Annotated in this window: 24 protein-coding genes; all 24 read left to right on the top strand. The window is 27.6% G+C overall.

Translation table 11 applies throughout. The features are described 5' to 3' along the window. Positions 1-72: 72 nt before the first annotated feature. Entirely contained in the window at positions 73-666 is a 594-nt protein-coding gene (locus NSA23_RS00795) for a site-2 protease family protein (RefSeq protein ID WP_042681944.1), read from the top strand. Positions 667-678: 12 nt separating this feature from the next. Next, positions 679-1,452 (top strand): segregation and condensation protein A, encoded by a 774-nt coding sequence (locus NSA23_RS00800; protein WP_042681942.1) that lies wholly within the window; start codon positions 679-681, stop codon positions 1,450-1,452. Next, positions 1,445-1,978, top strand: coding sequence for an SMC-Scp complex subunit ScpB (gene scpB, locus NSA23_RS00805; protein WP_042681940.1), 534 nt, complete (start codon positions 1,445-1,447; stop codon positions 1,976-1,978). The genes NSA23_RS00800 and scpB overlap by 8 nt, the downstream gene beginning before the upstream one ends. 76 nt (positions 1,979-2,054) lie before the next feature. Beyond that, positions 2,055-2,648 carry a DUF2953 domain-containing protein gene (locus tag NSA23_RS00810; protein WP_042681938.1) on the top strand — a complete coding sequence of 198 codons (594 nt, stop codon included), beginning with the start codon at positions 2,055-2,057 and terminating at the stop codon, positions 2,646-2,648. After that, positions 2,602-3,042 (top strand): GerW family sporulation protein, encoded by a 441-nt coding sequence (gene ytfJ, locus NSA23_RS00815; protein ID WP_042681936.1) that lies wholly within the window; start codon positions 2,602-2,604, stop codon positions 3,040-3,042. The genes NSA23_RS00810 and ytfJ overlap by 47 nt, the downstream gene beginning before the upstream one ends. Before the next feature lie 68 nt (positions 3,043-3,110). After that, positions 3,111-4,199 (top strand): D-alanyl-D-alanine carboxypeptidase family protein, encoded by a 1,089-nt coding sequence (locus tag NSA23_RS00820; protein ID WP_050069813.1) that lies wholly within the window; start codon positions 3,111-3,113, stop codon positions 4,197-4,199. An 85-nt stretch (positions 4,200-4,284) separates the two neighbouring features. Then, positions 4,285-5,220 (top strand): sulfide/dihydroorotate dehydrogenase-like FAD/NAD-binding protein, encoded by a 936-nt coding sequence (locus NSA23_RS00825; protein ID WP_042681934.1) that lies wholly within the window; start codon positions 4,285-4,287, stop codon positions 5,218-5,220. Positions 5,221-5,233: 13 nt separating this feature from the next. Then, positions 5,234-6,514, top strand: a complete 1,281-nt coding sequence (locus tag NSA23_RS00830; protein ID WP_042681932.1) for an FAD-dependent oxidoreductase — start codon at positions 5,234-5,236, stop codon at positions 6,512-6,514. Between the two features lie 46 nt (positions 6,515-6,560). Further along, entirely contained in the window at positions 6,561-7,268 is a 708-nt protein-coding gene (locus NSA23_RS00835; protein WP_042681930.1) for a pseudouridine synthase, read from the top strand. Between the two features lie 126 nt (positions 7,269-7,394). Beyond that, positions 7,395-7,970 (top strand): tRNA 5-(aminomethyl)-2-thiouridylate-methyltransferase MnmM, encoded by a 576-nt coding sequence (gene mnmM, locus NSA23_RS00840; RefSeq protein WP_042681928.1) that lies wholly within the window; start codon positions 7,395-7,397, stop codon positions 7,968-7,970. Between the two features lie 11 nt (positions 7,971-7,981). Continuing rightward, entirely contained in the window at positions 7,982-9,379 is a 1,398-nt protein-coding gene (locus NSA23_RS00845; protein ID WP_042681926.1) for an oxaloacetate decarboxylase subunit alpha, read from the top strand. Positions 9,380-9,545: 166 nt separating this feature from the next. After that, on the top strand, positions 9,546-9,752 hold the full coding sequence (locus NSA23_RS00850; protein WP_042681924.1) for an indolepyruvate ferredoxin oxidoreductase subunit alpha: 207 nt from the start codon (positions 9,546-9,548) through the stop codon (positions 9,750-9,752). Then, a complete protein-coding gene (locus tag NSA23_RS00855) occupies positions 9,749-10,885 on the top strand; it encodes a 2-oxoacid:acceptor oxidoreductase subunit alpha (RefSeq protein WP_042681922.1) in 1,137 nt (378 codons plus the stop codon). Before NSA23_RS00850 ends, NSA23_RS00855 begins: the two co-directional genes overlap by 4 nt. A 3-nt stretch (positions 10,886-10,888) precedes the next feature. Beyond that, positions 10,889-11,698: a 2-oxoacid:ferredoxin oxidoreductase subunit beta gene (locus NSA23_RS00860; protein ID WP_042681920.1), complete on the top strand. Its 810-nt coding sequence runs from the start codon at positions 10,889-10,891 to the stop codon at positions 11,696-11,698. Positions 11,699-11,713: 15 nt separating this feature from the next. Then, a complete protein-coding gene (locus NSA23_RS00865; RefSeq protein WP_042681919.1) occupies positions 11,714-12,316 on the top strand; it encodes a 2-oxoacid:acceptor oxidoreductase family protein in 603 nt (200 codons plus the stop codon). Continuing rightward, positions 12,261-13,151 (top strand): MurR/RpiR family transcriptional regulator, encoded by an 891-nt coding sequence (locus NSA23_RS00870; RefSeq protein ID WP_042681917.1) that lies wholly within the window; start codon positions 12,261-12,263, stop codon positions 13,149-13,151. Before NSA23_RS00865 ends, NSA23_RS00870 begins: the two co-directional genes overlap by 56 nt. Before the next feature lie 149 nt (positions 13,152-13,300). Continuing rightward, positions 13,301-13,909: a histidine phosphatase family protein gene (locus NSA23_RS00875; RefSeq protein ID WP_042681915.1), complete on the top strand. Its 609-nt coding sequence runs from the start codon at positions 13,301-13,303 to the stop codon at positions 13,907-13,909. Positions 13,910-13,920: 11 nt separating this feature from the next. Then, positions 13,921-15,150, top strand: a complete 1,230-nt coding sequence (locus NSA23_RS00880) for a BaiN/RdsA family NAD(P)/FAD-dependent oxidoreductase (protein WP_042681912.1) — start codon at positions 13,921-13,923, stop codon at positions 15,148-15,150. Between the two features lie 81 nt (positions 15,151-15,231). Next, the gene (locus tag NSA23_RS00885; RefSeq protein WP_042681910.1) at positions 15,232-15,678 is read left to right on the top strand and encodes a hypothetical protein; all 447 of its coding nucleotides are present in this window, start codon (positions 15,232-15,234) and stop codon (positions 15,676-15,678) included. 49 nt (positions 15,679-15,727) lie between these two features. Beyond that, complete coding sequence (gene aroH / locus NSA23_RS00890) at positions 15,728-16,090, top strand: chorismate mutase (protein WP_042681909.1); 363 nt, start codon at positions 15,728-15,730, stop codon at positions 16,088-16,090. Positions 16,091-16,145: 55 nt separating this feature from the next. Continuing rightward, positions 16,146-16,814 carry a (d)CMP kinase gene (gene cmk, locus NSA23_RS00895; protein ID WP_042681908.1) on the top strand — a complete coding sequence of 223 codons (669 nt, stop codon included), beginning with the start codon at positions 16,146-16,148 and terminating at the stop codon, positions 16,812-16,814. 3 nt (positions 16,815-16,817) lie between these two features. Next, positions 16,818-17,399 carry a lysophospholipid acyltransferase family protein gene (locus tag NSA23_RS00900; protein ID WP_042681906.1) on the top strand — a complete coding sequence of 194 codons (582 nt, stop codon included), beginning with the start codon at positions 16,818-16,820 and terminating at the stop codon, positions 17,397-17,399. Positions 17,400-17,421: 22 nt separating this feature from the next. Next, a complete protein-coding gene (locus tag NSA23_RS00905) occupies positions 17,422-19,386 on the top strand; it encodes a bifunctional 4-hydroxy-3-methylbut-2-enyl diphosphate reductase/30S ribosomal protein S1 (RefSeq protein WP_042681904.1) in 1,965 nt (654 codons plus the stop codon). Between the two features lie 164 nt (positions 19,387-19,550). Next, complete coding sequence (locus tag NSA23_RS00910) at positions 19,551-20,327, top strand: CheR family methyltransferase (RefSeq protein WP_042681902.1); 777 nt, start codon at positions 19,551-19,553, stop codon at positions 20,325-20,327. Positions 20,328-20,369: the final 42 nt, after the last annotated feature.

The following is a 20,369-nucleotide window of genomic DNA, read 5'->3' on the forward strand; positions in this document are numbered from 1 at the left end:
AGATACATTGTATTTTTTATAAAATAATTATACAATGTATCTAGCTTTATTTTTTGAGAGTGAGGGTTGTTTATGATTTTAGAAAAAATAATTTCTTTACCTGGTTTATTTATAGCTATAATATTCCACGAGTTGGCTCATGGATATACTGCTTATAAATTAGGGGATCCTACTGCAAAGGAAGCAGGTAGATTGACTCTTAATCCTTTAAAACATATTGATATAGTAGGTTTTTTATTTATGTTAGTGTTTAAGTTTGGGTGGGCTAAACCTGTGCCTATTAACCCAAGCTATTTTAAAAAGAGAAAAAGAGATACTATATTAGTTTCTTTAGCAGGTCCATTAACAAATTTTGTAATAGCTATAATATCAGCTTTTATAATATCAACTAATATAATTAAAAATAGCATTTTTATAGATATTTTAATAATTACTTTATGGTATAATATTATGTTAGGAGTGTTTAATCTACTACCTTTTCCTCCTTTAGATGGTTCCAAAGTAGTTGCAAGTATTCTTCCAGTTAAATGGGAATATAAATTTTATAAATATGAAAGGTATCTTTATTTAATATTAGTTTTTTTAGTGATTAGCAATACTATTGATAAAATTTTAGGACCTTTGATAAATATAAGTTTAAATCTTTTATTAAAAATAGTTAGTTAAAGGGGTTTTTATATGAAATATAATGTAGTACTTAATGCTTTTGAAGGACCTTTAGATTTATTATTGCACTTAATAGAAAAGGCTAAAGTTGATATCTACGACATACCTATTAGTGAAATAACAGATCAATATATGGAATTTTTAAATAAAGCTGAAGAAGTTAATATGGAAATAACTAGCGAATTTCTAGTTATGGCTTCTACTTTATTAGAAATTAAGTCTAAGATGTTGCTTCCTTCTAAAAAAGAGGAAGATCAGGGACTTCAAATGGAAATGGAAGAAATAGACCCTAGGACGGAACTAGTAAAAAAATTAGTTGAGTATAAGAAATATAAAAAGGCAGCTAATAAATTGAAAGTTTATGAAGAAAGGCAAAATAAAGTTTTTTATAAACCTAAAGAAGATATATCTCAATACATAGAAGAAGATATAGAAGAGGAAATAGAATTAGATGAAATGAATTTAGAACAATTAGTAGATGTCCTAAATGATCTTTTAGATAAAAGTAAAAGGAAAATAAAGCCTATAGATATTAATGAAATACAAAGAGATGAAGTTACTTTGGAAGAATGTATAAGAAATTTAAAATATAGATTGAATATAGAAAAAAGTATTAGATTTAGCCAATTATTTGACAATAATTCTACAAGATCCGAAATTATAGTAACTTTCTTATCAACTTTAGAACTAGCAAAATTAAAATATATTAAAATTAAACAGAAGAATAATTTTTCTGATATTCTTTTAGTTAAAAAATCCTTTGAAGGGATGGTCAGCAATGGATAAAAAAGAGATCAAATCAATTATTGAATCACTTTTGTTTATTTGGGGAGATCCTTTATCGTTAAAGGATATTTCTAATGTTTTAGAAATGAATGAAAAAAAAGTTGAAGAAATAATTAATGAAATGATAAATGAGTTTGATTTTGAAAGGCGAGGAATTAAAATAACTCAGATTGGAGATAGTTATCAGTTAGGCACCAGATCTGAGCATTTTGATTGGATTAAAAAATTGAGCATGCCAAAGACTAAGAAAAGTTTATCTAATGCTGCTTTAGAAACATTGTCTATAATTACTTATAGACAACCTATAACAAAAAGCGAAATAGAAGCTATTAGAGGTGTAAGATGTGATAAAGCTTTAGATACTTTATTAGAAAAGGAACTTATTGAAGAGAAAGGAAGAATAGAAAAAACAGGAAGGCCTATAATATATGGAACAACTAAACAATTTTTAAAATATTTCGGATTGAAAAGTTTAAAAGAATTGCCTCCATTAGAAGAGTTTAAGATTGACGAAGATGGAAAATAATACACTTAAGTGTGTTATTTTCTTTTTTTATGGAAATAATATTTATTAGCCTTCTATATTAAAATGAGGTGAATTTATGAAATGGTTTTTAATTATTTTGGTTGTGTTTTTAGTTATTTTATTATGGCCTCTATACATAGTTATTGATTTCAGAAGAAAGGAATCTAATGAGATTAATATTCAATTAATTGCTTTAAAGGGATTGATAAAATATAAAATTGATAACGAAAAAATTATACAAAGATATAAGAGAAGAAAGAAAAATGATGGGGAAAAAGAATTTAAAATAAAAAGATATTTAAAATATTATAATCAATATAAAAAAGTTATTTCTTTTTTTTGGAAAAGAGGAGAAATAAAGAAAATACATTGGATAACTGATATTGGCTCAAAAGATGCAGCTTTAACTGGTATTTATACTGGGCTTTTTTGGGCAATAAAAAATTCTGTTCTTTCAATTCTTATAAATAAAAGAGAAATAGATGATATTTACATAAATATATATCCATATTTTAATAAAAGTAAGTTTGAAACTAGATTTAATTGTATAATTAAATCCAATTTGGTTTATATTATTATTATAAGTTTATATGGACTAAGTATAAAGAAGGTGGTGAATAAAAATGGCAGAACATCCTATAGAAGGGCTAATGAAAACTACAATGAATAGTATAAAAGAAATGGTAGATGTAAATACAATAGTTGGAGACCCTGTCCAATCTCCAGATGGTTTAGTTATTATACCTATTTCAAGAGTATCTTTTGGTTTTGCATCTGGAGGAACTGAATTTAGTAATATGAACAATAGAAAAAATAAAAAAAATGATTATGATACTGAAGAGGAAAAATTACCTTTTGGCGGTGGAGCTGGAGCTGGGGTATCAATTCAGCCTATTGCATTTATGGTTGTAGGTAATGAACAAATAAAAATGTTACCTGTAGATGAAGGAAGTAATGCAATAAATAATATTATTGATTTAGCAGGAAAACTTACTACTGATCTTATAAATAAAAGTAATAAGAAAGGTTCTACCAAAGAGATAAATGATATTGAACCTAGTTAAGAAGCAGAATATTTCTGCTTCTGTTATTTACTATAGAAGAATGAATTCATATAAATGGAGGTAGAAAATTGAATATTAAAGTTGTTATTATATCCTTTATAATTTTATTTTTTATAACTTCCATATCATATACTGACCCTGTAATAAATGCAGAAAGCAGCATACTTATAGATGTGAAATCTGGAAGAATACTTTATACTCTAAATCCTAATAAAAAGATGCCAATGGCAAGTACTACAAAGATAATGACAGCTTTAGTAGCATTAGAAAATGGAGATTTAGATGATAAAATCAAAGTAGAAAAAGATTTTGTAGGAATAGAAGGTTCAAGTATATATATATATGAAGAGGAAAAGATAAGTTTGAGGGATTTGTTATATGGTTTAATGCTTCGTTCAGGAAATGATGCTGCTATGGTAATAGCGGACCATATAGGTGGAGATGTAGAAAACTTCGTTAATTTAATGAATGATAAGGCAAAGGAAATAGGTGCTTTAAATACAAATTTTACTAATCCCCATGGATTAGAAGACGAAAATCATTATACTACTGCCTATGATTTAGGACTTATTTCTAGAGAAGCATTGAAACATGAAACTTTCAAAGAAATAGTAAGTAGCAAATCATGGACAGCAAATAGGGATAAAAATAATTATTTTTATAACAAAAATAAAACTTTGTGGCAATATGATGGTGGAGATGGAGTTAAGACTGGGTATACAAAAAGAGCAGGAAGGTGTTTAGTATCTAGTGCTACTAAAAATGGCATGCAATTAGTTTCAGTAGTTCTAAATGATCGAGATTGGTTTAATGATTGTTATAAGTTATTAGATTATGGATTTGAAAATTATAAACCATATTTTATATATGATAAAGGGCAATTTATAAAAAATATAGAAGTTGAAAACGGTAACAAAGAATATTTACCAATAGTTACAGATTCAAGCTGTATTTTGCCATTGAAAGAAGAGGAGAAAGAAAGGATAAAGGTAACTATAAATTTACCTGAAAATATTGAAGCCGCTGTAAATAAAGGAGATATAATTGGGAAAATATCTGTGTATTTAGATGGGGAGCTAATATATACCAGTAACTTAATAGCAAAAGAAGAAATTAAAGGAATTGGTTTTTTGAAGAAATTAAAAAAGAGCTTATAAGCTCTTTTTTAATTTGCCTAAAACTGTAACAAAATATTTTTAAATAAATATTTTAATATTAGATGGAAAAATAGGAGGAGGTTTTATGGCTAAAAATTTTAATTGTGTAGATGCAGGAACAGAATACTGTCCTTGTATTTTAGCAGATACTATGGATTGTATAACTTGTTCCCAACTACAGGGAAGAGAATTTTGTGATTGTGAATGGAATGGAGTATGTATTTTAAATGAGTACTATATGAATAATAAAAAAGTTAAAGATAGTAGGAAAGATTATAAAGGAATGCTAATTGAAAAGAAAAAAATAGAAGATAAATTATATTTATTAAAGATTGAAACAGAAAAGGAACTTGTAAAGGAACTAAATAGGGCAGGTTCTTATATAATTTTAAGAGGAAGTAAAGATAAAGAATATTTTAATGTACCAATGTCTATATTGAAAACAGAAAATAATAAATATATAAGCATACTATATAAAATTAGAGGTTCTAAGACAAAAGCTTTAAATAATAATATTGAATATATAATAAGAGGTCCCTATTGGAATGGTATTTTAGGAGCTAGATATTTAAAAGAAATAAAAGATTCTAATTGTCTAGTAATCTCAAAAGGTATGGGGCAGGCTTCTATAAATTTAACTATAGAAGAAATGATAAGAAATAATAACAATGTAATATTATTTCTGGATCCAGGAGAATTTAAAAATAACTATATAAATAATTTTACAAGTTTAGAAAAAATAAAAATAATAGAGGGAAAAATAGAAAAAGATACAGAAATAATTATGAAATTAATAGAAAATGAAAATGTAAAGTTAGTATTTAGTGCTGGTTCAGATTTACTACATGAATCAATATATAAAATAATAAAAAATACTAATGAAAATATTAAATTTATGACTACAAATAATTCTAAGATTTGTTGTGGAGAAGGTGTATGTGGAGCTTGTACTAATAGGATAAAAGAAGGACAAAGAGTAAAGCTATGTAAAGCAAAAATCCAACAAAAAATATTTTATTAGTGAGGTGATTTAATTGGATACTGTTGTCATAATAGGCGGGGGCTGGTCAGGGTGTGCCGCTAGCATATCTGCTAAAAAAGCAGGGGCTAAGGTAATTTTAATAGAGAAAACAGATATGCTTCTTGGTCTAGGAAATGTAGGAGGTATAATGAGAAATAATGGACGTTTTACTGCAACAGAAGAAAATATATATTTAGGGGCTTATGAATTATTTGAAATAACTGATAGATTATCAAGGCATAAAAATATAGAATTTCCTGGTCATAAGCATGGCAGCTTATATGATGTAACTAAAGTAGAACCAGAAGTAAGAAAACTTCTTAATAATTTAGATATTCAGATTATGACTAAAAAGAGAGTAGTAGATGTTATAATGGATAAGGAAACTATTAAAGGTGTAGTACTTGATGATGAAAAAGTTGTGAATGGAAATGTATTTATAGATACAACAGGTTCTACAGGGCCTATGGGGAATTGTTTGAAATATGGAAATGGTTGTTCTATGTGTATATTAAGATGTCCTACCTTTGGTCCTAGAGTTAGTATTAGTCAAAAAGCAGGAGTTAAAGACCTAGTAGGTCAAAAAAGTGATGGTACCTATGGAGCTTTTAGCGGTTCTTGTAAATTAAATAAAGACTCTTTAAGTGATGATATTAAAAAAGAATTAAATGAAAAAGGAGTAGTTATAATTCCAGTACCTAAAGAAGATATTGATAGGAGTAAACTATCTAAAAAAGTATGTGAACAATATGCCTTAAAAGAATATGCAGAAAATCTAATATTACTAGATACTGGCCATGCAAAGCTTATGACATCTTTTTATCCTTTAGATGAACTAAGAAAAATTAAGGGATTAGAAAATGCTCGATATGAAGATCCTTATTCTGGTGGCATAGGAAATTCTGTAAGATATTTATCTATGGCACCTAGGGATAATACCATGAAAGTAAAAGGCGTGGATAATTTATTTTGTGGAGGAGAAAAGTCAGGACTATTTGTAGGACATACTGAAGCTATATCAACAGGAAGTTTAGCAGGACATAATAGTGTTAGAATGATTAAGGAATATAAGCTTCTAGAGTTACCAAGATCTCTAGCCATAGGTGATATTATTGCTTATACTAATGAAAGAATGAGGAGTAAGGAGGGGCTTAGAAAAAGATATACTTTTGCTGGAGATAGTTATTTCAAAAGAATGGAGAATATGAATCTATACACTAAAGATAAAAAAATAATAAAGAAGAGGGTCGAAGATAGTGGGTTGTTAAATATTTATACTAAATATTTAATTTAAGATAAAATATTAAAGATAATTAATCTAAAGAAAAGAGGGAGTTTCTATGAGATTACAAAAGTATATGGCTCTTTGTGGTATAGCCTCAAGAAGAAGATCAGAAGAAATAATTTTAGAAGGAAGAGTAATGGTGAATGGGGAAGTTATACAGAAGTTAGGAAGTAAAGTGGATTTAAAGAAAGATATAGTAAAGGTAGATGGAAAAGTAATAAAAATAGAAGAAAAAAGTGTATATATAATGCTGAACAAACCTACTGGATATGTAACTACAGTTAAAGACGAATTTAACAGAAAGAAAGTTATAGATTTAATTCAAGGTATAGAAGAAAGAATATATCCAGTAGGAAGATTAGATTATGATACTTCAGGGCTATTACTTTTAACAAATGACGGGGAAATAACTTATAAATTAACTCATCCTAGTAATGAGATTAAGAAAAGATATATAGGAAGAGTTAGAGGAATTCCTACAGAAACAGAGCTTAAAAAATTTAGAAATGGATTAAAAATAGATGATTATATTACTACAAAAGCAAGCATAAAGGTATTAAATAAAGATAAAGATAGTTCTTTATTAGAAATGGAGATACATGAAGGAAAGAATAGACAAATTAGAAAAATGTGTGATGCTATAAATCATCCGATAATTTCTTTAAAGAGAATAGCTATTGAAGATTTAGAATTAGGAAGCTTAAAGATAGGAAGTTGGAAGTATTTAACAAATGAGGAAATAGAGTATTTAAAGAATCTTTAACATTTTGTCATAATTAGGATATGGCATTTAAAATTGCCATATTTTTTATATAATAAGGCATAGATATAATTATATTTTATAAATAAATTTTAGATTAACATAAATTTATTATGGAGTTGAAACAAATTGGATTATAAATATTTTAAAAATGCTGTAGAACTTGCAAAAAAAATAATGAAAGAAACAATTTGGCCAGGAGATATTGTACTAGATTGCACTGTAGGAAAAGGAAATGATACTCTATTATTAGCTGAACTAGTAGGACCTTTAGGTAAGATTTATGGGTTTGATGTTCAAATAGATGCACTAGATCATACTAAAAAAAGACTTAAAGAAAAGGGTCTGGCTAATAGAGTTAGACTTATTCATGATGGGCATGAAAACATCTCAAATTATATAAAAGATGAAAAAATAAAACTTGTAGTATTTAATTTGGGCTATTTACCAACGGGAGATCATAATATTGTTACAAAGCCTGAAACAACTATACAGGGAATAAAAACTTCATTAGAGTTATTAGATCAAAATGGCGTTCTTTTAGTAACTAGTTATACAGGCCATATAGGAGGATTAGAAGAAAAGAAAATAATTGAAAAGTTTTTATATGAACTAAATCAAAAAAAATATAGTGTTTTGAAGTTTCAATTTATTAATCAAATTAATAATCCACCAATACTGTATGGTGTAGAAAAACTTAATTAGGAGGGGTAAATTTGTCAGAAGTAAAAATAACAGAAACAATCTTAAGAGATGCCCACCAATCTTTAATAGCCACTAGAATGAAAACAGAGGAAATGCTACCCATTGCGAAGAAGTTAGACCAAGTAGGGTATTATTCTCTAGAAGTATGGGGAGGAGCTACTTTTGATTCTTGTTTAAGATATCTAAATGAAGATCCATGGGAAAGACTTAGAGTTTTAAGGAAAAACTTCAAAAATACTAAACTTCAAATGTTACTAAGGGGTCAAAATCTTTTAGGATACAAACACTATTCTGATGATGTTGTGGAAGAGTTTGTTAAAAAATCTATAAAGAATGGAATAGATATAATTAGAGTATTCGATGCATTAAATGATACTAGAAATTTAAAAACTGCTGTAAACGCAACTAAAAAAGCAGGTGGGCATGCCCAAACTGCAATATCCTATACAATAAGTCCAGTTCACAATATTGATTATTATGTTAATCTAGCAATAGAAATGGAAGAAATGGGAGCAGATTCAATATGTATAAAAGATATGTCCGGTATATTACTTCCATACACTGCAGAAAAATTGGTTAAACAAATTAAAGATAAGGTTAATGTACCAATACAAATTCATTCTCACTTTACTAGTGGAATAGCAAATCAAACTTATATGAAATCAATAGAAGCAGGAGCAAATATAATAGATACTGCAATTTCTCCATTTGGAATGGGAACAAGTCAGCCTGCAACTGAACCCATGGTAGCATCTTTAAAAGATTCTTCATACGATCCAAGGTTAGATATGGATTTGCTTTTAGAAATATCTGAGTATTTTAAAGACATAAGAGAAAAATACATAAGGGAAGGTTTATTAAATTCTAGGGTACTTGAGGTAAATGCCAAAACTTTGAAGTATCAAGTACCAGGAGGTATGTTATCTAATTTAGTATCTCAATTGAAGGCTCAAGGTTCACTAGATAAGTTTGAGGAAGTTTTAGAGGAAGTTCCAAAAGTAAGAGAAGATTTAGGATATCCTCCTCTAGTAACTCCTATGAGCCAAATGGTAGGAACTCAAGCAGTATTTAATATTGTTCTAGGTGAAAGATATAAAATGATACCTAAAGAAGTTAAAAATTATGTTAAGGGATTGTATGGAAAGCCAACTATACCTATAAAGGAAGATATTAAAAAAATAATAATTGGAGATGAAGAAGTTTTTACGGGACGTCCTGCAGATTTATTAGAGCCAGAACTAGGGAACTTAAAAGAAGATATTAAAGAATATATAGAACAAGATGAAGATGTATTGTCTTATGCTTTATTTCCTCAAATAGCACTAGAGTATTTTAAAAATAGGCAAGCAAAAAAATATAAAATAGATACTAATTTAGTAAATGAAGAATTTAAAACCTACCCAATATAAATAAAAGCCTAATCAGGCTTTTATTTTTATGACAATAAACACAAGGGGTGAATCTAAACTTGCAAAAAATAAAGAAATAAATAAAAAATGAAATAAATCTTGCAATTATATAATTAATTTGGTATTATTTAATTGAAGAAATAATTATAAAAGGGGGAGTAGGGTAATGCCTAAAAAAACGTTAAAGCAGCTACAGGTAAATAAGGAATGGTGTAAGGGCTGTGGAATATGTGTGGCATTTTGTCCTAGAGATGTACTTAGTATTAAAGATGGAAAAGTAAATATTGAAGATATAGATTCATGTATTGAATGTGGTCAATGTGAACTAAGATGTCCTGATTATGCTATTTATTTAGGAGGTAAGAATAAATGAAAAGGGGAAATATAAAACTAATGCAAGGCAATGAAGCTTGTGTAGAAGGTGCAATTGCAGCAGGTATGAGATTTTATTCTGGCTATCCTATAACTCCATCTACAGAGATTGCTGAAATATCTGCTGCCAAACTTCCTAGAATTGGGGGAAAATTTATTCAAATGGAGGATGAAATAGCAAGTATAGGTGCAGTAATAGGAGCTTCTTTAACTGGTTTAAAGTCTATGACTGCAACTAGTGGACCAGGCTTTTCATTGAAACAAGAAAATATAGGATATGCTGCAATGGCAGAAGTTCCTTGTGTTATAGTAGATGTTCAGAGAGGAGGGCCTAGTACAGGACTCCCTACATCACCTGCTCAAGGAGATGTAATGCAAGCTAGATGGGGAACACATGGTGATCATCCGATTATAGCTTTAAGCCCATATTCTGTAAAGGAAACCTATGAAATCACTATAGAAGCTTTTAATCTATCTGAAAGATATAGGACACCAGTTATAATATTAATGGATGAGGTAATTGCTCATATGAGGGAAAAGATAGAAATACCAGATGAAAATGAAATTGAAATAGTAGATAGATTAAAACCTAAAGATAAAGCTGAAGATTATAACCCTTATGAAATTAATGACGGAGATTTAGTTCCAGCCATGGCAAGCTTTGGAGAAGGTTATAGATATCATGTTACTGGACTAGTTCATGATATAAATGGTTTTCCAACTAATGACTCAAAAATAGCAGAGAGTTTAATAAATAGATTGACCAAAAAAGTAGAAGAAAATACTCAAGATATAGTAAAATATGATGAATATTTTTTAGAAGATGCAGAAATAGCTTTAATAGCATATGGAGGAACTGCTAGATCGGTAAAAAGTGCAGTAGATATGGCAAGAAAGGAAAATATAAAAGTCGGTATGTTTAGACCTATTACAATTTGGCCTTCACCTGAAAAACAAATTTTGGAGTTAGCCAAAACTGTGAAAAAGATAATAGTAGTTGAAATGAATTTAGGACAATATTATCTAGAGGTAGATAGAATAGCTAAAAAATCAACAGATGTATATAAATATGGTAGAGTTAATGGAGAGCTGATTACTCCTGATGAAATATTATCTTATATTAAGGAGGTTTAAAAATTGCCTAGTCAAATAGTAGATGATTATTTTAGAACTAATAGCTTACCACATATCTGGTGTCCTGGCTGTGGAAATGGTATAGTTACACGTTCAATTGTTAAAGCTATAGATAATTTAAAACTAGATAGAGATAAAATTTGTATTGTTTCTGGAATAGGTTGTTCATCAAGAGCTTCAGGTTATTTAGATTTTAATACATTACATACAACTCATGGTAGGGCTCTTGCATTTGCTACAGGAATTAAAATGGCTAACCCTAATTTAGATGTTATAGTCATTACTGGAGATGGAGATTCGGCAGCAATTGGGGGGAATCATCTAATACATGCTGCAAGAAGAAATATTGATATTACCACCATAGTTTATAATAACAATATTTATGGAATGACAGGAGGTCAATATTCACCAACAACTCCTAGAGGTGATAAAGGCACTACTGCACCTTATGGAAATATTGATACTCAATTTGATCTTTGTGATTTAACTACTAGTGCAGGTGCAACATATGTAGGAAGATCTACAGTATTTAATCCAAAACTAATTGTTAAACTAATAGAAGAGGGTATTAAAAACAAGGGATTTTCTTTTATAGAAACAGTGACAATATGTCCTACTTATTATGGAAGAAAGAATAAAAAAGGAAATGCTGTAGATATGATGAAATTTTTAAGGGATCAATCTATTAGTATAAATGCAGCTAAAAAATTAGATGAAGATAAACTTAAAGGGAAAATCATAGTTGGTGAATTGCATAAAAGTATTAGGCCAGAATATACGGAAGAGTATAAAAGGCTGGTAAATTCTTTTTAAAGAAGGGGTGATATTGTGGTACAAAGAGAATTAAGATTAAGCGGCTCTGGAGGACAGGGATTAATACTAGCTGGTATTATTTTAGCAGAAGCAGCACTTTCAGATGGGAAACATGTAGTCCAATCACAGTCCTATGGACCAGAGGCAAGAGGTGGAGCAAGTAAAGCTGAGGTTATTATCAGTGAAAAAGAAATAAATTACCCTAAAGTTAGAAATTGTGATGTATTATTAGCATTAACTCAAGTTGCCTGTGATAAATATATAGATTCTTTAAAGAAAGGTGGCTCTTTAATAATAGATAGTAGTGTAAGAAATAAGCCTAATAGAGAAGATATATATATATATACTATTCCTATATTAGAAACTGCAGAAAATGTATTAAATAGGCCTATGGTGGCGAATATGATTGCATTAGGAAGTTTAAATGGACTTATTAAAGTTGTAGACAAAGTAGAGCTGGAAAAAGCTGTATTAAATAGAGTTCCTAAAGGAACTGAAACAATAAATAAGGCGGCATTAGAAGAAGGTTTTAAATTAATAACAAGATATGAAGGAGTGGACAATGAAGGACAATATAGACCTAATAAAATTAATACAACAGAATTTTGCCAAGCTTAGTAAAGGTCAAAAGCTAATTGCTGAGTATATTATGGAGAATTATGATAGAGCGGCTTTTATGACAGCTGCTAAATTAGGAGAGAAAGTAGGAGTAAGTGAGTCAACAGTAGTTAGATTTGCAGATACCTTAGGGTATGATGGATATAGAGATTTGCAAAATGAGTTACAAGAAGTGATTAAAAACAAATTAACTACTGTTCAAAGAATATCATTAGTTGATAATTGCTCTAGTAAGGAAAATTTATTTGAAAAAGTTTTTAAAAAAGATATGTCTAATATTAATAAAACTGTTGACGAAATAGATTTTGATGTTTTCCAAGATGCAGTAGATAAAATTTTAAATAGTGAAAAAGTTTATATACTAGGTTTAAGAAGCTCATCTTTCTTAGCAGGATATTTAGGATTTTATTTAAATTTTATAATAGAAAATGTAACAGTTGTAACTGCAGGTCCTAATGATATATTTGAACAATTATTTAAAGTTACTGACAAAGATGTAGTTATTGGAATTAGTTATCCAAGATATTCAACAAGAACTTTAGATGCATTAAATTATGTAAAGGAGAAGGGATGTAAGGTTATTGGAATAACAGATAGTTTAATTTCACCTGCTGCTCGAATATCGGATATAACTCTTCTTGCAAGTAGTAACATGGTTTCATTTGTTGATTCACTAGTAGCACCGATGAGTTTAATAAATGCATTGGTAATTGCAATAGGTATGAAAAAGGGAGATGACATAACTAAATACTTTAAAGACTTGGAAGATATTTGGAAGAAACATAGTGTTTACAATTTTACTAATAAACAAAATGAAAATATAAGAAACAAATAGAATCCTTAAGTTTAGGGATTCTATTTGTTTCTTATAAAATATCATAATAAATCTTATCATAATTGATATAAAAATAAAATATAAAAATAACTACATATTTTTTAAAAATAGACTATACTATTAATATAACCATTTAAGGAGGACTAGCTATGAAAAGACTATATTTAGTAAGACACGGAGAATCAGAATGGAATATTTTAAAGAAAATTCAAGGACAAAGAGATACTTTATTAACTAAAAAAGGAATAAAACAAGCTGAAGAAATTGCCAATAGGTTGTCTAATGAAAAAATAGACAATATATATTCTAGTGACTTAAAAAGAGCTTTTAAAACTGCAGAAGTTATTGGAAATAAATTAAAACTAAAAGTTAATTCTGATAAAAATTTTAGGGAGATTAATTTTGGTTCTTGGGAAGGAATTACGAAAAAAGACCTTATTGAAAGACATTATGAAAAACATCTTTTATGGATGAAAGAACCTCACAAATTAAAATTAGAAGATGCTGAAACATTATCAGATTTACAAAAGAGGACTATGGAAGGCATTAATAGAATATCCGAATTAAATCCAAATAAAAATATTCTAGTAGTATCTCATAGTGCCGCAATTAAAACTATAATTATAGGATTATTAGATATGGATATTAGTTACTTTAGTAAAATGTCTTTAGACAATGTAAGTTTAAGTATTATTGAATTTAGGGATTATAATAATGTTCTGAAATTATTTAATGATACTTGTCATCTTAAGTATTAGGAGGAAAATCAATGAAAGAAAAGGTAGCAGTAATAGGTGGAGGACCTGCTGGTATAATAGCTGCAGGATTTGCAAGTTCTCGAAATAAAGAAGTGAAATTGTTTGAAAAAAATAACAAACTAGGGAAAAAATTATTTATAACTGGAAAAGGTCGTTGCAATATAACTAATAATGCTGATGTGGAGACTTTTTTAGATAATGTGACTACTAATAAAGATTTTTTATATAGTGCATTATATAGCTATACTAACAGGGATATATTAGCTCTTTTGAATAAATGTGGTCTTAAAACTAAAGTTGAAAGAGGAGGAAGAATTTTTCCAGTTTCAGATAAATCTAGTGATATTATAAAGGCTTTTGAAAAATTTTTAATTGAAAAGAATGTAGATATAATATTAAATAAAGAAGTTAATAAAGTCTCTCATAGGGATGGTTTTTTCACATTAACATTTAAGGATAGTTCTAGTGAAAATTTTGATAAAGTAATAATTGCAACAGGAGGGAAATCTTATCCTATAACAGGTTCTACAGGAGATGGATATAAATTTGCAAAAGATTTAGGACATTCAACTATAGCATTAAAGCCTGGATTAGTACCATGTGAAACTAAGGAAAAATGGGTTAGAGATTTGCAAGGACTAACATTGAAAAATATAAGCATATCAGCTTATATAGGAAATAAAAAAACATATGAAAACTTTGGAGAAATGTTATTTACTCATTTTGGACTAACAGGTCCAATAATTTTAACTATGAGTAATATTATCAATAAACATGTATCAGCAAAGGAAGAAATAATTCTTTATATAGATTTAAAACCGGCATTATCTTTTGAAAAACTTGATAATAGAATTTTAAAAGATTTTGATAAATATAATAATAAACAAATTAAAAATGGATTAAAAGATTTATTACCCCAAAAACTTATTCCTATTATATTAAGATTGTCGAATATTAATGAAAGTCAATATATTAATCAAATAACTAAAGAAGAACGTATTAGACTTATAGAAAATATAAAAAAATTAAAATTAAATTTTCTTAAATTTAGACCTATAGAAGAAGCTATTATTACATCTGGAGGAATTTCTACTTTAGAAATAAATCCTTCTACTATGGAATCCAAATTAGTTAAAGGATTATTTTTTGCAGGCGAAGTAATTGATGTAGATTCTCTAACTGGAGGATATAATTTACAAAATGCATATTCTACTGGTTATTTAGCGGGTATCAATTGTTAACTTAAAACTAGTTTTCTTATACATTATTTATAAGTTTATTACATAAACTATAATATATAAAATAATGTATAGGAGGATACTATGGACAACTTATTTAAGAAAATTGAATCAATTATCTTAACTTTTGCTATAATAGGCTTAATTTCTTTAATATGTATACAATTTATAAATATAAAAGATGAAAATATAATAAGCACAACTAAATTTAATAATGATATAAAATATATCTCCTTGAATAAATTTAATGAATTAGAAAATGGGGTAATAATATTAAAACTTGAAGATAATAGTCAAGAGAATATCAGTATATTAATTAATGGTGAAAAGAAAGGAGATTTTTCAAAAAAAGATGAAATTGAAATAAATGTTTCAAATAATGATTTAATTGAAATTGATGGAACAAAATATATGGATAAGGCTACAGTAAAATTAATTGGTATTAGTAAAAATATTGAAAGTCCAAAATTGGATACAATTGTATCTACATCTCAAAGTATTGAAATATTAGGAAATGTAAAACTAAAATAGCTTGAGAGATTAATATTTTTAATATATAATAAAAAAGGATAGTGGTATAATGGGTACTATTGCTATAAGAGGTGCTACTACAGTAGAGGAAAATAATAGTAAAAGTATAATTTCAAATACTATTGAATTATTAAAAGAAATAGAAAGAAAAAATAATCTTGATAAAGAAAAAGTAATTAGTATTTTGTTTTCCTCTACCAGAGATTTAAACAAAGAATATCCTGCAAAAGCTGCTAGAGTTATTGGATATAAAAATGCTGCACTAATGTGCTTCAATGAAATGGAAGTTTTGGATAATTTGAAAAAATGTATACGAGTAATGGTCTTGTATGATTCTAGTATAGGTCAAAATAGTGTAAAGCATGTTTATTTAAAGGAGGCAAAAAACTTAAGACCTGATTTAAATAAATAAAGAATAACAAAACCACCAAATGGTGGTTATAGTTTTACATAAGGAGGATTTAATTATGAAAAATAAATATAATAATATTTCCATTGCTGTAGATGGACCAGCAGGTGCAGGAAAAAGTACTATTTCTAAATTAGTTGCTAAGAAAATGAATATAGAATATATTGATACAGGTGCAATGTATAGGGCCTTTACTCTTAAAGTACTAGAAAAAGGAATAAATTTAAATGATGAAATTAAAATTATAGAAGAATTAAATAGCACTTATATAGATTTTATAAATGGACATATTTACTTAGATAATAAAAATGTAGACAAGCAGATTAGAGATAATATTATTAGTCAAAATGTATCAGATATTGCAAAAATTAGAGAGGTTAGAAATGGTATGATTAGATTACAAAGAGATATTGCTAAAGATAAAAATATTATAATGGATGGTAGAGATATAGGTACTGTAGTTCTTCCAAAATCAAATTTTAAATTTTATATTACTGCTTCTATTGAAGAAAGAGCTAAAAGAAGATATAAAGATTTAATTCAAAAATGTGAAAAAAGTATTTCATTGGAACAAATAAAAAAAGAGATTGAAAAAAGGGATGAATTGGATAGTACTAGAGCTATTGGTCCTCTAAAAAAAGCTAAGGACGCTATTGAAATAAATACTACTTATAAATCTATAAATGAATCTGTCAATTTAATAGTTGATATAGTCGAAGGGAGGTAACAGATGTTATTTTTCTATAAGTTTTGTCATTTAATTGGTAATATTATCTTTAGAATTATATTTAGATTTAGAATAACAGGGAAAGAGAATATACCTACTGAGGGGAAGGTTATTCTATGTTCTAATCATATTAGTGAATTAGATCCTGTTATTTTAGGTATAGCTATTCCTAGAAGAATAAGATTTATGGCCAAAAAAGAGCTATTTGAAAATAAATTTTTAGGTTGGTTAGTAAGTGCATTAGGAGCATTTCCGGTAGATAGGAAGTCTGCAGATTTGTCTGCAATAAGAAATTCTTTAACAGTATTAAAAAATAATGAAGTTCTAGGTATATTTCCAGAAGGGACCAGAGTTTATGAAGAAAATATTGAAAATGCTAAACCTGGTATTGCATTAATAAGTATAAAAGCAAAGGCACCAATAGTTCCCATACACATTGAATCTAAATATAAACCTTTCAGTAAAATTAAAATAAACATAGGAGAACCTATATATTTTAGTGAATATTATAATAAAAAAATTAGAACAGAGGATTATAAAATTCTTAGTCAAGAGATAATGAAGGCAATATATTCTTTAAAATAATTTATTTGGAAGGATGAAAAAAATGGAGATTATTATAGCTGATAATGCGGGGTTTTGTTTTGGTGTTAAAAGAGCTGTAGATATGAGTACAGATGAATTAGAAAAAGAAAATGATTCTATTTATTCCTTAGGACCTCTCATACACAATAAACAAGCTGTTGAAAAATTAAATGGTTTAGGCTTAAAAGTTGCTAATTCTATTGATGATATTAAAAACGGAAAAGTAATCATAAGATCTCATGGTATTCCTAATAATATTTATGAAAATATAAAGAATAAAAATCTAGATGTAATTGATTGTACATGTCCTTATGTAAAAAATATTCATAAAAAGGCAAATGAGTATTGGAAAAATGGTTATAAAATTATTATTATTGGAGATAAAGAACATCCAGAAGTTATTGGAATAAATGGATGGTGCAATAATGAAGGTATAATTATTAATAATAAAGAAGAAGCGGAAAATTTACCTAATTTAAAAAAAGCATGTATATTATCGCAAACAACCAATACTTTAGATAAATTTAATACATTGGTAGATATAGTTTCAAATAAAGTTGATGAATTGGAGATATTTAATACCATTTGTAATGCTACAAGCCTAAGACAAAATTCTTGTAAAGATATAGCGAAAAAAGTTGAGGCAATGATTGTAATTGGAGGATATCATAGCTCAAATACAAATAAATTAGTAGAAATAAGTAAAAAATACTGTCAAAATGTATATCATATTGAAACAATTGATGATTTATCATTAGAAACTATTTCAGGATATGAAACTGTGGGATTAACAGCAGGTGCTTCAACACCTGATTGGATCATTAAGGAGGTAATTGATAAAATGGAAAATATAAATAATGATGAAATGATGAAAGCCATAGAAGATTCTATGATTTATTTACAACGTGGAAGCATTGTGAAGGGAAAGGTTATTCTTGTTACTGATAATGAGGTAATAGTTAATGTAGGATATAAATCCGATGGAATCATAGAAAGATCAGAACTTTCAAATGAACCTAATCTTTCTCCTAAGGAACTTTTTAAAGAAGATGATGAAATAGAAGTATATGTGCTTAACTTAGATGATGGAGAGGGGAATGTAGTACTTTCAACTAAGAGAGTAGAAACTATAAAAAATTGGGATAAAGTTGAACAAATATATGAGAACCAAGAAAAAGTAGAGTGTAAAGTAGTAGAAATAGTTAAAGGTGGAGTTATAGCTCTTGTAAATGGTTTAAGAGCATTTATTCCTGCTTCTTTGTTATCTGTAAAATACGTTAAAAATTTAGAGAATTATAAAGGAAAAACTCTTTTAGTAAAAATAACTGATTTTAATAGAAACAAAAATAGAATAATATTATCTAGAAAAGAAGTAGAAATGGAAGAATTAAATGAAATGAAGGAGAAAATATGGGAAAATCTTGAGATAGGAAAAATAATTAAGGGAGAAATTAAGAGAATTACAAACTTTGGTGCTTTTGTAGATATAGGAGGTATTGATGGTTTAGTCCACATTTCGGATCTATCCTGGAATAAAATTAAGCATCCTTCTGAAGTCATAAGTGAAGGTGAAGAAATTAAAGTTGAGGTTTTAAATTTTGATAAAGATAAAAATAGAATTTCTCTTGGATTAAAACAAACACTTCCAAAACCATGGGAAATATTTATAGAAGAATGTAATATTGGAGATATTGTTGAGGGTAATGTTGTTAATTTATTAGATTTTGGTGCATTTGTAAGACTTGATTCAGGAGTAGATGGCTTAGTTCACATATCTCAAATTTCAAATGAACATATAAATAGGCCATCTGATAAATTGAAAATTGGAGAAAAGGTTAAAGTTAAAATCATGGATATAAATGAAGATAAAGAGCGTATTAGTCTTAGTATGAAAGAAGCATTAGATGAAGAGGAAAATGAAGAATATGTTATAGAAAATAAAGAAATTGATAGTACTATTGAAGAAATAATAAAAGATAAAGAATAAAACTTTGGGGGTTTATGTATAAAAAAAATTTAATTGTCAAAGATATTAAATGACCTCACAAAATACATCAAGACCCCCTTTACATTAATCTGTGGCTTTTATTTGCCACAGTTCTTTTTTATTGCTAAAATAAGAGGTATACAATAATGCAAAGGGGTTGAATCATGGAAAAATATGAAGTATTTAAAAAACAAGTAAAAGAGCTAATAGATATAGATTTAAATCTTTATAAAGAAAAGCAAATGAAACGAAGAATAGGTTCTTTAGTTACTAGAAATAATTTTAAAGACTTTGATGATTATTTTATTAGCTTAAAAAATAACGAGGAATTATTAAACGAATTTGTAAACTATCTAACTATAAATGTTTCGGAATTTTATAGAAATCCGAAACAATGGGAAGTTTTAGAAAAATATATTCTTTCTGGTCTTATTAAGAAAAAGGACAAGCCTCTTAGGATTTGGAGTAGTGCATGTTCTACAGGTGAAGAACCTTATTCTATGGTAATGTTATTAAGTAAATTTTTCAATTTAAAAGATATAAATATATTAGCCACAGATATAGATATGGAAGCCATAAAGAAGGCTAAAATTGGTATATATAATAAAAAAGCGTTAGGAAATCTACCTATAGAATTTAAAAATAAATACTTCTCTCCTCTAAAATCTAACTATAGGATAAAAGACGAGATAAAAGAATGTGTAAAATTTGAAAAAATGGATTTATTAAAGGATTCTTTTCCTAAAAATATAGATTTAATAATATGTAGAAATGTAATGATATATTTTACTGAAGAGGGAAAGGAATTATTATATGAGAAATTCTATAATAGTTTATCAGATGAAGGAATACTATTTGTTGGAAGTACTGAGCAGATTATTCTACCAGATAGATATAACTTTAAGCCTGTGAGAACATTTTTTTATAGAAAAATTATTTAGACAATCTAATAATTAAAAATTATGGTATAATAAGACCAATAA

It is taken from the genome of Anaerosalibacter massiliensis, assembly GCF_024623155.1.
GTDB classification, from domain to species: Bacteria; Bacillota; Clostridia; order Tissierellales; family Sporanaerobacteraceae; genus Anaerosalibacter; species Anaerosalibacter massiliensis.